This window comes from Streptomyces sp. NPDC027672 (assembly GCF_055566335.1).
The window spans coordinates 787,855-800,096 of record NZ_JBVHSO010000002.1; the positions used below are offsets into that span (position 1 = coordinate 787,855).

Genomic DNA, 12,242 nt, shown 5'->3' on the forward strand with positions numbered 1-12,242 from the left:
ACGGGCATGCGCGGATTCAGGTGCCGGCAAGGTGGCTGAGCGCGGACGCCAGACCAGGCCAGGCAGGCCCCGTCACGGATGCCCCTCGGGGTGGGCGAGCAGCCACTCCCACAGCTCCACCGGATCCTCGGACTCACGGGACGCGCCGCACCAGCACCAGCCGCCCAGCCGGTCCGAGCCGGGGAGCCACACGATCCGGTAGACCGTGTCCCCGTCGAGCATCGTCGTGGGCCGCGGGCTCAACGGACGGCCGCCGCGGACTCGGTCGCGCCGGCCTTGACGAGCCGCTGGAGGATGCGGCGGGCGGCCAGGCCACCGGTGTCGATGTTGATGCTGAGCTCCTGCGTCCCGGCCGGTTCGGCGGCGACGACCTGCTCCAGCTTGTCCAGGGCGACGACGTCCTGGAGGACGACGGTGCGGTTGTTCTCGTACAGGAAGTCGGTGACCGCCTGGTCGTCCAGCGCGAAGTCGCGGGCCACGGCCCAGAAGTCGTGCGTGCTGGACTCGGTCTCGGGAGTGATGGCGTAGACGATCTCGACGTGGAAGGCGTCCGGGTCGCTGCCGTCCGCGCGCGGGCCGGGTGCGCCGACCGGGGCGATGCGCGAGTGCAGCAGGTACAGACAGGGGGCGTGGTACTCGCTGTCCTGCCAGCGCGTGATGCGGCCGTTGATGCCGGTGGACCTGGCGTAGAACGGCGGGCATTCCGCGTCGTCCATGTGGCGGCTGACGTACACGACGCCCGCCTTCTCGTCCACCTCGGTGGTGATGGGGGTCTCGGCGACCTCGGGGGTGCCGATGTAGCCGCCGTGCAGGTACGTCTCGTGGGACAGGTCGAGCAGGTTGTCCACGAGGAGGCCGTAGCGGGCCGCCAGCGGTTCCATGCCGCTGATGGTGGTGTAGTCGGGCGAGGCCAGCCAAGGGGCACGGGGGATGCGGCTCTCGTCGGCCTTGTCCTGGTCGCCGATCCACACCCACACGAAGGAGTCCTGTTCCTTGACGGGATAGGAGGCGAGCCGGGCGGTGCGCGGCACACGCTTCTGGCCGGGCACCCGCACGCACACGCCGTCGGCTCCGTAGGTGAAGCCGTGGTAGCCGCAGACGACCGTGTCGCCGTCCAGCCGGCTCGGCTTCTCGGAGAGCGGGAAACGACGGTGAACGCAGCGGTCGGCCATGGCGGTGACCTCGCCTGCTTCAGTACGCCAGAGAAGGATCGGCTCACCGCAGACGGTGCGGGTGAACAGCTCCTGCCCGATCTCGCTGCCGTAGGCGGCCACGTACCACTGGTTGCGCGCGAATGACGTCGTCGTCATCGTCTTCTCCCTTGTGTGCGGGCGAACCCGGCACATCGGCGAATTGGGGACTGGGGAGCGGGATTTGAGGCGTTTCGGATGGCGCATCGCGCTCGCGGACAGGAGGCTTGCGGGCTTCCGGCGCCCTGCCCCGAGACGCCGGAGCGGACGCCGTGGGTTTCCAGAGTGCTGCGGGCACGGACCTGTGAACAGGGCGCCTTCCGCTGACCGGAAGGCCGGAACCGGAGCCAGAGCCAGAGCCGGAGCCGTCCAGCGGGGCGGGCGGCCCACGGCGCGGGGCAACGCGTCGCCAGGCACACCACGGCTCCGTCGGCCCCTGGCCGGGGTCACCGAGGCTCGCAACACCACTGCCAGGCAAGGCAGGTCAGACCCTGTGTGACACTGACATGCCATTTCGATCACATCGAGGAAGGGATCTTCTCTTGCACGGTCACGCTCCACGGCGTCCACGGAAAAGATGGCTGCCGGCAACCGGCAGCACAGGGGCGCTTCTGGCATCGCTGCTCGTGTCGGCAGCCCTGTCGCAGTCGGCAGCCGCTGCCGAACCGGCCCCGCAGACGGCCGGAATCGCGGCGGCGACCCCCACGGTGTCGCCCATGGCGCAGACCGGGCCGCGCAACATCATCAAGCGTCTGCAAGACACGTACATCACCAACGCGGACACGGCCGACCACTCGCAGGGACACGTCCTGCACGTCGGCACACCCGACAACGGCACCACGAAATACCGCAGTTTCATGCGCTTCGACGTCTCCAAGCTGCGCGGGGCGCCGATAGCGAAGGCCACGCTGCGCGTGTACAACTCCTTCGTCTCCGACTGCGACGCCAAGGCGTGGATGGGTGTCTACCCGGTGACCCAGCCCTGGGACCAGTCCACGATCACCTGGGCCAACCAGCCGACCGTGGGCGCCGGCAAGGGAACATGGTTCGGGCTCGGCCATCCGGACTGCCCGGACATCCCCGACAAGTACAACCCGTCCGCGTCCAACGGCATCCAGCGCATCGACGTCACCGACTGGGTGAAGGCGTGGGCCAACGACTCCTCGTTCCCGAACTACGGCATCCGGTTCTCGGCGCAGGAGGACGTCAGCAGGGGCTACAAGGACTTCTGCTCCATGAACCCGCTGTCCAGCGACTACGCGTGCAACGCCGCGTACAACACACCTACGCTGGAAGTCGAGTTCAACACCGGATCGACGCCGATCATCTCGGGCAACGCCTACCCCGGCAAGGGCAAGGACACGGACTATCCGACGCCCCACGCGACGGTGGACTTCCTGGACTCCGCCAACCCGAGCGTCTGGCCGGCCTCGGGTCCCTACCAGCGGTGGCTTCCCGACGCCTACCACTCGGTCCTCGACACGAGCCTCAAGGGTGACAACTGGGGCGGCGGCACCTCCCACAAGCTGCGCCCCGGCGGCACGTACGGCGGAACGGTCCTGGTCACAGCCGACCGGGCCAGCGGTTTCGTCGGCGTGATCCCCTACCCGGCGCTGGCCGGCTACCACTGGGCGATCAACGCGGGCATCACCGGCATCCACGGCGTCGAGATGCTGCCGGACGGCACCGTCGTCGCCGCCTCGGCCGACCACGTCTTCGGCCAGGACAAGAACACGGGCAAGGACATCCCGGGCGGACTCGCGGTCTACTCCAAGGCACAGGGCACCCCGGGCAACTGGAACGCGACGCCCGTCCAGGGCATCCCCCTGGACGGTGCGCACGAAGCGGTGTACGACCCCGGCACGCATTCTCTCTGGGCGATCGGCACCGACGTGCTGGTGCGTTACGACTACGCCGACGGCCGGCTCACCCCGGGAACCTCCTGGCCGCTGCCCAAGCAGGCCGGCGGTGCTCCGGCGTACGGTCACGAACTCACCCCCGTCTACGGCAACTCCGACCGCTTCTGGGTCGGCACCAACGGCGGGATCGTCCAGTTCTCCAAGAGCGGCGCCGTCGACTGCTACGACGACACCCCGGACACCTGGCCCGTTCCGGCGAAGGTGGCCGAACTGCCCGGCGGAGACAAGCACTGGTGCACGAACTATGCGAACCGGGCCGAGGTCACCCAGCGGCACATGATCAAAAGCGTCGGGAACGACCCCGCCACGGGCCGGGTGATCTCCACCTGCTCCCAGGCCGGATGCCCCGAGATGCAGACCGACGACCTCCCGGAGGAGCATGCCAACGGCTGGGACACCTCGTTCATCCGCTTCGTCCCGACCAGCGGAGCGATGACCCTCCAGCAGGCGGACCCGTACGACCGACGCTACAAGGTGACCTGGGCAGTACCCGCCTACCAGTAGAGACCGGCACCGCACCCGCGCGATGATGCCCGATCCGGCCCTGCTGACCAACATGACGCCGACCGACGACCACCCCCTCACCGGCCCGCGCCCGGCCCAGGTCCTCGACCCGGTGCCGCACACCGACGTGGTCCGGGCGAGCGCGGCGGGCATCCCCGGCCTGCTGGACGAACTGGACGGCGACACCCGCAACGTCCTGCTGCCCCTGGCCCGTATCTGGACCACGCTCGCCACCGGCCAGATCAGGTCCAAGGACGCCGCCGCCGACTGGGCCCTCGCCCACCTCCCGCCCGGACACCGCGCCGCCCTGAAGCACGCCAGGCGGCTTTACCTCGACTGCCCCTACCCGGCAGAGACCTGGAGCGACGCACTGCGGGCACAGGTGCGTCCACAGGCGGACCGCATGCTCACCGAGATCAACCGACTGCTCACCCGGACCCAGAACTGAGCAAGGGCCGGTTTCAGAGAGAAATAGTGGCGTGCAGTGCGCGAGACGATGCACGCGGTTCAGGTGCGCGGGCACCGTCTGGTCCCCAACTGGGTCTTCGTAACACGTCTGGGAAGCCGGCCGGCGGCAGTGTCGGCCGATGCGGTCTGAGAAGAGGACCGGGCACTGCTGGTCGCGGTGTACTGGCGAACGAACCTGACCATGCCTCCGCTGCGGCGGACTATCGCGGGGAGGGCCAGGCGATCTCGGTTTCGGCCGGCTGGGTGTAGTCGATGCCGTCGACGCCCCATCCGTAGAGGTCACGGACCTGTGCCAGGAACCAGTCGGCACCCGCTCGCGCCTGGAGCAGTCCGGCTTGGGGGTCCGACCACAGTTCCCGCACCCGCTGTTGCACCTCACCGTCGAGTTCCCAGCCGTCCAGGCGGATGCGGCCTTCGTCGTCCAGGGCGAGCGGCGTGCGTCCTTCCATCTGGTCCCACAGGTCGATCGCCTGGTCGGTGGTGCTGCGGAAGGCGTCGTCGCCGAGGACCGTGCGCAGGAAGGCGGTGTACAGAGCGATCGATGGGATGGCGCTGGATGCCTGGGTCACCGCGGCGCCGGCGACTACGGTGCAGGCCCGGCCGCCCGCCGCTGTCAGAGCGGGTGAGACGGCGAGGTGGCGGGCGGTGGCCTCCAGATGTTCCTTGGCGGCGCCGATGGTGCCCTGCCGGTAGACGGGCGCCGTGACCTCGGAGCCGACGTAGGTGAGGGCCGCGGTGGTGAACCCCGGCGCGAGGAGGCGGCGCCCGGCCAGGGCCGTGACCCACAAGGACCAGTCGGTGCCGCCCATGACCGCGATGGTGGCCTGCTTCTCGTCCTCGGTGCCGGGCTCCAGGCGGATGCGGGACACCGCCGGCTCCGGCCCGGAGAAGTCCAGGGCCGGGGCCTCGTACGCGGTGCCGAGCGGCTTGATCACCGAGTGGTGCGCGATGCCGGTGACCGGGTCGGTGCGGCGGGGTGCGGCGAGGCTGTAGATCAGGTAGTCAACGGGTCCGTAGCGCTGTTCGACCAGGTCGAGCACTTGCTTCTTGCCGTCCTCGGAGAATGCGTCCGTGTTGACGAATGCGAAGTCGCCACCGGTCTGCCGGATAAGGTCGGCGGCGGCCGCGGTGCGGTACCAGCCGGCCGATGCGGTCCGGCGCCCGGTGTCCGCGCTCTCGAAGGCGACGCCCACTCCCCTGATGCCGTGCTGACGCAGACCGGCCAGGAGGGTGGCCAGCCCGTACCCGGCGGAGTGGCCCAGGATGAGCGCCACCGGCCGGCGGGTGCCGACGGTCCGGGCGGGGATCTGCTGCCAGGCGCGGCGCACGGTGGCTGCCGCTCCGTCGGGGTGGGAGTTCACAATGAGGAATCCACGCTGCTTGGGCTCGATCTGGCGCATGCTCATGGTGCGTCCGTTCTGCTCTGCGTGAGGCGGGCGAGGAGCGCGCGCAGGTCGCCCGTCGTGCGCAGCCGGCCGGTCTCCTCGTCCGGGATGACGACGGACAGCCGTGCTTCCAGGTCGGTCACCAGCTCGGCCAGGGCCAGGCTGTCGATCTGGAGGTCCTGCTCCAGCTGCCAGTCATCGGGGATCGTATCGACGCTTTGGTGAGTGGCCCGCGACAGAGCGTCACGGAGATGGTGTTCGGTCGTTGTCCGCTCCGGCATTGACACCGCCTCCTGTCACTGTCCGGCCGTCGTACCGGCGTGCAGGCGCGTCATCAGCGCCTGCGGGGGGATGACCGGCGGCGCGGTGGCCTCCGGAAGCCCGCTGACCTCCCGGAATCGGCCGCTCAGCAGGGGGCAGGATGAGACGCAGTCGACGTGCTCCGTGCCGCTCTGGAGGCGGCCGGCATACAGGCGGACATCGAGCTTCCCTCGGCGGGGCCTGATGACGACCCTGCACACCGTGCCGGTCCGGCTGTTCCACGCCGTGGTCGACGGCTTACCCCCCGTCGAGGCGGAACCGCACCGAGCCCGGTACGGTCCACGCCGCATGGCGAGCTTCACCATACGGCCAAGCCCACGCCCCCAGGCGGGCCCGGCCCGCCTGTTCACCGGCCCGCGCGGCGGACGCAGCGCCACCGCCGTCCTGCGCGACGCGACCCACCGGGACGACGTGATCACAAAGCTGGGCTACGAACACCTGCGCCGCCACGACCTCCGGCACACCGGCCTGACCTGCTTCGCCGACGCGGGAGTCGCCTGCTCGCTCCCGAATCCAAGCGCCATCACCCGCTGACACCGGCCAAGGGGCGCCGGTCCCAACTGGTCCCCAGAAATGAGCAAGGGCCGGTTTCGGATTGTTCCGATACCGGCCCTGATCTGCGACTCTCACGAGTCGGGACGACAGGATTTGAACCTGCGACCCCTTGACCCCCAGTCAAGTGCGCTACCAAGCTGCGCCACGTCCCGCTACGCTGTGACCTGGGCTTTCGCCGGTCGAACGCGCAGGGAAAACCATACCGCACCCGGATCGGTGGTCGCGCGCTCGTTTCCGGCGTTTCCGGTGTTGACCTCAACTTTGGTTGAGGTTGCACGCTGATCGGTATGACGATCGCAACGGAACAGCGCCGAGCGTACGGCTACGACGACCTGCCCCGGCTGATGCAGTCGATGACCGGCGACGAGAAGCACGGCCCGGCCGCCACCTCCACGCTCGACGTGCTGTGGGTGCTCTACGACCGGGTGCTCCGGGTCGCCCCCGAGCGGCGGGACGATCCGGACCGGGACCGGTTCCTGCTCAGCAAGGGACACGGACCCATGGCGTACTACGCCGTGCTCGCCGCGAAGGGCTTCGTGCCCGTGGAGTGGCTGCCGGGATTCGGGACGTACGACTCCCCGCTGGGGCACCACCCCGACCGGGTGCTGGTACCGGGCGCCGAGATCGGCAGCGGATCACTCGGGCACGGGTTGCCGATCGCCGTCGGCACCGCGCTCGGCCTGCGGGCGCAGGGCCGGCCCGGCCCGGCGGTCTGGGTGCTGATCGGGGACGCCGAACTGGACGAGGGCAGCAACCACGAGGCGATCGCCTACGCCGGGCCCGCCGGCCTGGACCGGCTGCACACCGTCGTGATCGACAACTCCTCCGCCAGCCATGCGCTGCCCGGCGGGATCGCCGCCCGCTTCGAGGCCGCCGGCTGGTCCGCGCTCACCGTGGACGGGCGCGACCACGACGCCCTGTACGCCGCCTTCACCGCGCCGCACCCGGGCCGGCCCCAGGTGGTCGTCGCCCGGGTCGAGCCGAAGAACGCCTGACCTCCCCCGCCTCTCCCGGAAAGGGCACCGCCTCCATGGACACCATGCGTGACCGCTTCGCACCCGTCGTCTCCCGGCTGCTGGACGAGGACCCACGGGTCGCGGTCGTCCTCGCCGAGATCGGCCTCGACGGCTTCCGGGACGCCGCGCGCCGGCATCCCGACCGGGTGATCAACGTCGGCATCCGCGAACAACTGCTGATCGGGGCGGCGGCGGGGCTGGCGCTCACCGGGCTGCGGCCCGTCGTGCACACCTTCGCCAGCTTCCTCGTGGAGCGGCCCTTCGAGCAGGTCAAGCTGGACCTCGGGCACCAGGACACCGGCGCGGTGCTGGTGAGCGCCGCCGCCTCCTTCGACTGGCCGGCCGGCGGCTTCACGCACATGGCGCCGGGCGATGTGGCGCTCCTGGACACGCTGGACGGCTGGACCGTACAGGTGCCCGGCCATCCGGACGAGGCCGAGACACTGCTGCGGCACGCGGTCGCCGCGGGCGACGACAAGGTGTACGTACGGCTGTCCGGGCAGGCCAACGGGCAGGGGCGAGCGGTCGACGGGCGGCACTTCCTCACCGTCCGCGAGGGCCGCTCGGGTGTCGTGATCGCCGTCGGACCGGTGCTGGACGCGGTCCTCGCCGCTACGGAGGGCCTGGACCTGACCGTGCTCTACGCCACGACCGTACGGCCGTTCGACGCGGCCGGGCTGCGCCGGGCGACCGAGGCCGCCGGCACGGACGTCGTGCTGGTCGAGCCGTACCTCGCGGGAACGTCCACCGCCGCGGTGAGCGAGGCGCTGTCGGACGTGCCGCACCGGGTGCTCGGGCTCGGCGTCGGCCGTCGCGAGCTGCGCCGCTACGGCACGGTGGAGGAGCACGTGGCCGCGCACGGCCTGGACGCGGCGGGCCTGCGGGAGCGGATCGGCCACTTCGCGGGCACCGGACGAATGCCGGCGGCGGCCCGGTGAGCTCCCGGTCCCCGGGCGAGGGGACGCCGGGTGAGAGGGCTCTGGGTGAGAGGGCTCTGGGTGAGTGTGGCCCGGCGTCAGCGGGCGCCGGGTATCAGCGGGCCCCGGTGTCAGCGGCAAGCGTCTGCGCGTCGGCGCGGACCAGATCGCGTATCGCCGGTACCGCCAGCAGCAGCGTCGCCACGGCCAGGCTCACGGCGGCGGCGGTCAGCAGGACGTGACCGGCGCCCAGCGCTCCGGCCGCCGGGCCGGCGAGGGCCTGGCCGACCGGCATCATGGCGAGCGAGCCGGCCACGTCGTAGGCGTGGATGCGGTTGAGGACGTCGGCCGGGACCTGCGTCTGCACGGTGGTCGCCCACATCACGCCCCAGAACGACATCCCCGCCCCGGCGAGCGCGGCCCCGGCCGCCATGGCCGGCACGCCGAGGCCCGCCCCGACGGCCGCCGGGAAGCCGAAGAAGGCGAACAGGGCGAGCGCGCCCGCGCGGAGCATACGGCGGGGACGCAGCCGCAGGGCGAGCAGGCCGCCGATCACCGTGCCAGCGCCGAGGGCCGAGTTGAGCAGGCCGTAGGCGCCCGGGCCGTGGTGCCGGACGACCTCGGCCGCCACCAGCGGGACGGTCGGGCCCCAGACGGCGATCATGTACAGGCACCACACGGCGATCACCGCCCACAGCCAGGCGCGGGAGCGGAACTCCCGCCAGCCGTCGACGAGATCGGCCCGGAAGGCGCGCAGGGCGGAACCGGTGGCGGTCCGGGTGCCCGCGGGCAGCGGGGGCAGGCGCAGGAGCAGCAGGCACAGGGCGCTGAGCGCGTAGGTGGCCGCGTGCGCGGCGAAGACCCCGCCGGGCGAGGCGAGGCCGACCAGGACGCCGGCGGCGGCCGGGCCGGCGAGCTGGGCGGCGGACTCGGCGATCCGGATGGCGCCGTTCGCGCCCTGGACGTCCCGGGCGAGACGGGGCACCGTGCTGGCGACGCCCGGCTGGAAGACCGCGCCGGCCACGCCGTTGACGGCGCCGACGGCGCAGATCTGCCACAGCACCACGTGCCCGGTGAAGAAGAGGCCCGCGGCGAGGGACTGGGTGGCGAGCCGGACGAGGTCGGCGCCGATCATCAGCCCGCGGGTGCCGAACCGGTCGGCGACGACCCCGCCGAAGACGACCAGACCGGCGAACGCGGCGGCCGTGGAGGCCATGGCGAGACCGACCGCGCCCGCGCCGTACCCGTGGCGCAGCAGGCCCGCGGCCAGGGCGACGGGCAGCATGGTGTCGCCCAGGCGGGCGACGGCCCGGGCGGCGAAGAACAGCGCGAAGTCCCGCGACCACACGGCGGCCGGGGCACCGGCCGCGGCCTGCCGCGTCTGCCGGCCGGCGCTCTCGCGCCGCGCGTCCGTACCGGTCATCCCGTGTACTCCCCCTCGCCCGTCCCCGGCTCCCGGCCGGGCTCCCGGCTCGCTCCGTCGCGCGGGATCCTGCCAGTCCGCGGCCGCGCGCACCGGGATTTTCACCCCCTGGACGGCAGCCCCAACTCCGGGTGGCTGTCCAGGAGTCGGGTGGGGGCGGCCTGGCGCCAGGAGTCGGCCAGGATGTCCCGCAGCTCCTGCTCGTCCTCCAGGGCGGCCAGTCTCGCTCTCACCCAGGCGAACTGGGCCTCGTGGGCGGCGATCCAGAACTTCTCCGGTTCGGCCAGCACCAGTTCGTCGCGCTCGTCCTTGGGACAGCGCACGGCGAGGGACGTCTCGTCCTCCGGGAGAGTGGCGAACATCTTCCCGGCCACCCGGAACGTGGGCATGCTCCAGGCGACCTTCTCCGTGGTGTCCGGCAGGGACAGGGCGATTCGGCGTACGTCTTCTGCGTCCGGCATGCAACGCAAGGTAGCCCCTGCCACTGACAGTCACCCTCCGAGCCGCTTGTAGTACAGCGTCGTCGGTCGCAGGGCACCCGCCGGGCTCGCCGCGTAGTCGGGGATGGTGCCGACCACGGTCCAGCCGGCCGAGCGGTACAGCAGCTCGGCCGGGCTGCCGGTCTCGGTGTCGAGGTGCAGCAGGGTGCGGCCGGCAGCGGCGGCGGCCCGTTCGGCGGCGGTCAGCAGGCGGCGGCCGAGCCCCTGCCCCCGCGCGCCGCGGTGCACCATCAGTTTGACCAGCTCGGCGCGGTGCCCGCTGTTGGGCTTGGCCGGGAAGTCCAGGCCGACCGTGCCGGTCACCCGCTCGGTGTGGTCCACGGCCGCCCAGACCGCGCTTCGGCCCGCCCGCACGGCCTCGGCCCGCTCCCGCCACCAGTCGGCCGCGTCGGCGTGGCCGAGCGGTGCCAGGAAGCCGATGGAGGCGCCCGAGTCCACGGCGTCGGTCAGCAGGTCCGCCAGGTCGCCGGCCCGGTCGCGGACCCGGTCGGCGTGCCAGCGCTCGATCCTCACGGCCGTACCACCGCCAGGACGTAACGCGCCGGGTCCGGGCCGGTGCAGCGGAAGCGGGCCGGGCCGGTCACGCGCATCCGCAGGCAGTCCCCGGCGCCGAGCCGGTGGACCTGTTCGGCGACGGTCACCTCCAGGGCGCCGTCCAGCAGCCAGAGGTGCTGTTCGAGGCCGGGCACGGGCGGCCGGTCGTAGGCGAGGTCCGCGCCCGGGGTGAGCCGGCCCTCGACCAGTTCGCCGCGCAGCCCGGTGTGCGGCGGGGACACGGACCGGCGGACGAAGCCGGCGGCGCGGTCCTCCCAGACTCGCTGCTCGGCGGCCCGCACCACGGGCACCGGGGCCGCCTCGACCTCGCTGAGGAGCTGGGACATGGTGCGGCCGTAGACGTGGCAGAGCCGGTTCAGGACGGCGGCGGTGGGGCTGGTCTGCGCGCGTTCGGCGCGGGACAGCGTGGACCGGCTGACCCCGCTGCGCTCCGCCAGCTCGTCCAGGGACCAGCCGTGCTGGGCGCGCAGTTCGGCCAGCCGGGCGCCGAGCAGGGCGTCGACGGCATGCTCGTTTCTCATATCCGGGACGCTAGCCCGGATATGAGACGCCGGTGTTACGGGAAACTCACGCGCCTCACGCCCGCGCCGCCTCGCCGAGCGTCTCCAGCACCGGGCGGATCAGCGGATGTCCCTCGGCGCCGCGGCGGACGGCGGCGAAGACGCGGCGGGTCGGGGCGACCCCGTCGACGGGCCGTACGACCACGCCGGCGAGGTCCATCCCGCACAGCGCGGAGCGCGGGACCAGGGCCACGCCCGCGTCGGCCGCGGCGAGCGCGACGACGGCCCGGAAGTCGTCGGAGGAGTGCTCCAGCCGGGGCTGGAAGCCGGCGCTCTCACAGGCGAGGACCACCACGTCGTGGCAGGGATTGCCGGGGTACGGGCCGATCCAGGCGTCCTTGGCCAGTTCGGCGAGGGGCACCTCGGGCGCGTCCGCCAGCCGGTGGCCGAGCGGGACGACCGCGTCGAACGGCTCGGCGTAGAGCGGGACATGGGTCAGCCGGGGGTCGTCGGCGGGCGGGGCGCCCCGGTATTCGACGGCGACCGCCACGTCCACCAGCCGGTCCAGGACCATGGGCAGACTGGCGTCGCCCTCGGCGTCCTGCACCCGGATCCGTATGCCGGGCGCCACGGCGGCGAGGCGGGCCACCGCCGGGGCCACGACCTGGGCGATCCCGGTCGCGAAGGCGGCCACGGTGACCGTGCCCGCCTCGCCCGAGCCGTAGGCGGCCAGCTCGGCCTCGGCGCGCTCCAGCTGCGCGAGGACCGCGTTGGTGTGGCTGAGCAGGATCTCACCGGCCGGGGTGAGCCGTACGCCCTTGGCGCCGCGCTCGACCAGGCGGTGGCCGGTCTCCTGTTCCAGGGCCGTCAGCTGCTGGGAGACGGCGGACGGCGTGAGATAGAGCGCGGCGGCCGCCGCGGTGACCGTGCGGTGGTCGGCCACCGCACGGAGGATGTGGAGCCGCCGTGCCTCGATCATGATCTCGATT

Annotated in this window: 12 protein-coding genes, 1 tRNA gene and 2 pseudogenes; 5 read left to right on the top strand and 10 right to left on the bottom strand. The window is 72.2% G+C overall.

What is annotated here, in order from left to right; translation table 11 throughout:
• Nucleotides 1-72: 72 nt before the first annotated feature.
• Together ACZ4SV_RS07805 and ACZ4SV_RS07810 are read right to left on the bottom strand one after the other, a co-directional pair.
• Nucleotides 73-243, bottom strand: coding sequence for a hypothetical protein (locus tag ACZ4SV_RS07805; RefSeq protein ID WP_397935665.1), 171 nt, complete (start codon nt 241-243; stop codon nt 73-75).
• A complete protein-coding gene (locus ACZ4SV_RS07810) occupies nt 240-1,310 on the bottom strand; it encodes a Rieske 2Fe-2S domain-containing protein (protein ID WP_468002325.1) in 1,071 nt (356 codons plus the stop codon). The genes ACZ4SV_RS07805 and ACZ4SV_RS07810 overlap by 4 nt, the downstream gene beginning before the upstream one ends.
• Before the next feature lie 596 nt (nt 1,311-1,906).
• On the opposite strand from ACZ4SV_RS07810, the gene ACZ4SV_RS07815 reads away from it, so the two are divergent.
• Nucleotides 1,907-3,613 carry a DNRLRE domain-containing protein gene (locus ACZ4SV_RS07815; RefSeq protein WP_468002327.1) on the top strand — a complete coding sequence of 569 codons (1,707 nt, stop codon included), beginning with the start codon at nt 1,907-1,909 and terminating at the stop codon, nt 3,611-3,613.
• 25 nt (nt 3,614-3,638) lie between these two features.
• Nucleotides 3,639-4,061 (top strand): annotated as a pseudogene (locus tag ACZ4SV_RS07820) (DUF4111 domain-containing protein); the annotation flags it as partial.
• Nucleotides 4,062-4,281: 220 nt separating this feature from the next.
• Here ACZ4SV_RS07820 and ACZ4SV_RS07825 read toward each other — a convergent pair.
• Both ACZ4SV_RS07825 and ACZ4SV_RS07830 read right to left on the bottom strand, forming a co-directional pair.
• Nucleotides 4,282-5,487 (bottom strand): enoyl-[acyl-carrier-protein] reductase FabV, encoded by a 1,206-nt coding sequence (locus ACZ4SV_RS07825; RefSeq protein ID WP_468002329.1) that lies wholly within the window; start codon nt 5,485-5,487, stop codon nt 4,282-4,284.
• Complete coding sequence (locus ACZ4SV_RS07830; protein ID WP_468002331.1) at nt 5,484-5,747, bottom strand: acyl carrier protein; 264 nt, start codon at nt 5,745-5,747, stop codon at nt 5,484-5,486. Before ACZ4SV_RS07830 ends, ACZ4SV_RS07825 begins: the two co-directional genes overlap by 4 nt.
• 367 nt (nt 5,748-6,114) lie before the next feature.
• Between ACZ4SV_RS07830 and ACZ4SV_RS07835 the strand changes: the two are divergent.
• Nucleotides 6,115-6,282, top strand: a pseudogene (locus ACZ4SV_RS07835) (site-specific integrase); the annotation flags it as partial.
• Nucleotides 6,283-6,420: 138 nt separating this feature from the next.
• On the opposite strand, the gene ACZ4SV_RS07840 reads toward ACZ4SV_RS07835, so the two are convergent.
• Nucleotides 6,421-6,494: transfer RNA gene (locus tag ACZ4SV_RS07840), tRNA-Pro, on the bottom strand.
• A 135-nt stretch (nt 6,495-6,629) separates the two neighbouring features.
• Between ACZ4SV_RS07840 and ACZ4SV_RS07845 the strand changes: the two genes are divergently transcribed.
• Together ACZ4SV_RS07845 and ACZ4SV_RS07850 are read left to right on the top strand one after the other, a co-directional pair.
• Nucleotides 6,630-7,337 carry a transketolase gene (locus ACZ4SV_RS07845; RefSeq protein WP_468002333.1) on the top strand — a complete coding sequence of 236 codons (708 nt, stop codon included), beginning with the start codon at nt 6,630-6,632 and terminating at the stop codon, nt 7,335-7,337.
• Between the two features lie 35 nt (nt 7,338-7,372).
• Nucleotides 7,373-8,296, top strand: a complete 924-nt coding sequence (locus ACZ4SV_RS07850) for a transketolase family protein (RefSeq protein ID WP_397948147.1) — start codon at nt 7,373-7,375, stop codon at nt 8,294-8,296.
• 94 nt (nt 8,297-8,390) lie between these two features.
• Here ACZ4SV_RS07850 and ACZ4SV_RS07855 read toward each other — a convergent pair whose 3' ends face one another.
• The 5 genes from ACZ4SV_RS07855 to ACZ4SV_RS07875 all read right to left on the bottom strand — a co-directional run bounded on the left by ACZ4SV_RS07855 (nt 8,391) and on the right by ACZ4SV_RS07875 (nt 12,232).
• Nucleotides 8,391-9,698 (bottom strand): MFS transporter, encoded by a 1,308-nt coding sequence (locus ACZ4SV_RS07855; RefSeq protein WP_468002335.1) that lies wholly within the window; start codon nt 9,696-9,698, stop codon nt 8,391-8,393.
• Nucleotides 9,699-9,799: 101 nt separating this feature from the next.
• The gene (locus ACZ4SV_RS07860) at nt 9,800-10,159 is read right to left on the bottom strand and encodes an MmcQ/YjbR family DNA-binding protein (protein ID WP_468002337.1); all 360 of its coding nucleotides are present in this window, start codon (nt 10,157-10,159) and stop codon (nt 9,800-9,802) included.
• 30 nt (nt 10,160-10,189) lie between these two features.
• Nucleotides 10,190-10,705, bottom strand: coding sequence for a GNAT family N-acetyltransferase (locus ACZ4SV_RS07865; protein WP_468002507.1), 516 nt, complete (start codon nt 10,703-10,705; stop codon nt 10,190-10,192).
• 2 nt (nt 10,706-10,707) lie between these two features.
• Nucleotides 10,708-11,274 (bottom strand): helix-turn-helix domain-containing protein, encoded by a 567-nt coding sequence (locus ACZ4SV_RS07870; RefSeq protein ID WP_468002339.1) that lies wholly within the window; start codon nt 11,272-11,274, stop codon nt 10,708-10,710.
• 55 nt (nt 11,275-11,329) lie between these two features.
• The gene (locus tag ACZ4SV_RS07875) at nt 11,330-12,232 is read right to left on the bottom strand and encodes a LysR family transcriptional regulator (RefSeq protein ID WP_468002341.1); all 903 of its coding nucleotides are present in this window, start codon (nt 12,230-12,232) and stop codon (nt 11,330-11,332) included.
• Between the last annotated feature and the right edge of the window lie 10 nt (nt 12,233-12,242).

What these genes read in the sequence shown, in the direction of transcription:
- ACZ4SV_RS07810 (WP_468002325.1), bottom strand. Translation starts at nt 1,310, where the DNA reads ATGACGACGACGTCATTCGCGCGCAACCAGTGGTACGTGGCCGCCTAC.
- ACZ4SV_RS07815 (WP_468002327.1), top strand. Translation starts at nt 1,907, where the DNA reads ATGGCGCAGACCGGGCCGCGCAACATCATCAAGCGTCTGCAAGACACG.
- ACZ4SV_RS07825 (WP_468002329.1), bottom strand. Translation starts at nt 5,487, where the DNA reads ATGAGCATGCGCCAGATCGAGCCCAAGCAGCGTGGATTCCTCATTGTG.
- ACZ4SV_RS07830 (WP_468002331.1), bottom strand. Translation starts at nt 5,747, where the DNA reads ATGCCGGAGCGGACAACGACCGAACACCATCTCCGTGACGCTCTGTCG.
- ACZ4SV_RS07845 (WP_468002333.1), top strand. Translation starts at nt 6,630, where the DNA reads ATGACGATCGCAACGGAACAGCGCCGAGCGTACGGCTACGACGACCTG.
- ACZ4SV_RS07850 (WP_397948147.1), top strand. Translation starts at nt 7,373, where the DNA reads ATGGACACCATGCGTGACCGCTTCGCACCCGTCGTCTCCCGGCTGCTG.
- ACZ4SV_RS07855 (WP_468002335.1), bottom strand. Translation starts at nt 9,698, where the DNA reads ATGACCGGTACGGACGCGCGGCGCGAGAGCGCCGGCCGGCAGACGCGG.
- ACZ4SV_RS07860 (WP_468002337.1), bottom strand. Translation starts at nt 10,159, where the DNA reads ATGCCGGACGCAGAAGACGTACGCCGAATCGCCCTGTCCCTGCCGGAC.
- ACZ4SV_RS07870 (WP_468002339.1), bottom strand. Translation starts at nt 11,274, where the DNA reads ATGAGAAACGAGCATGCCGTCGACGCCCTGCTCGGCGCCCGGCTGGCC.
- ACZ4SV_RS07875 (WP_468002341.1), bottom strand. Translation starts at nt 12,232, where the DNA reads ATGATCGAGGCACGGCGGCTCCACATCCTCCGTGCGGTGGCCGACCAC.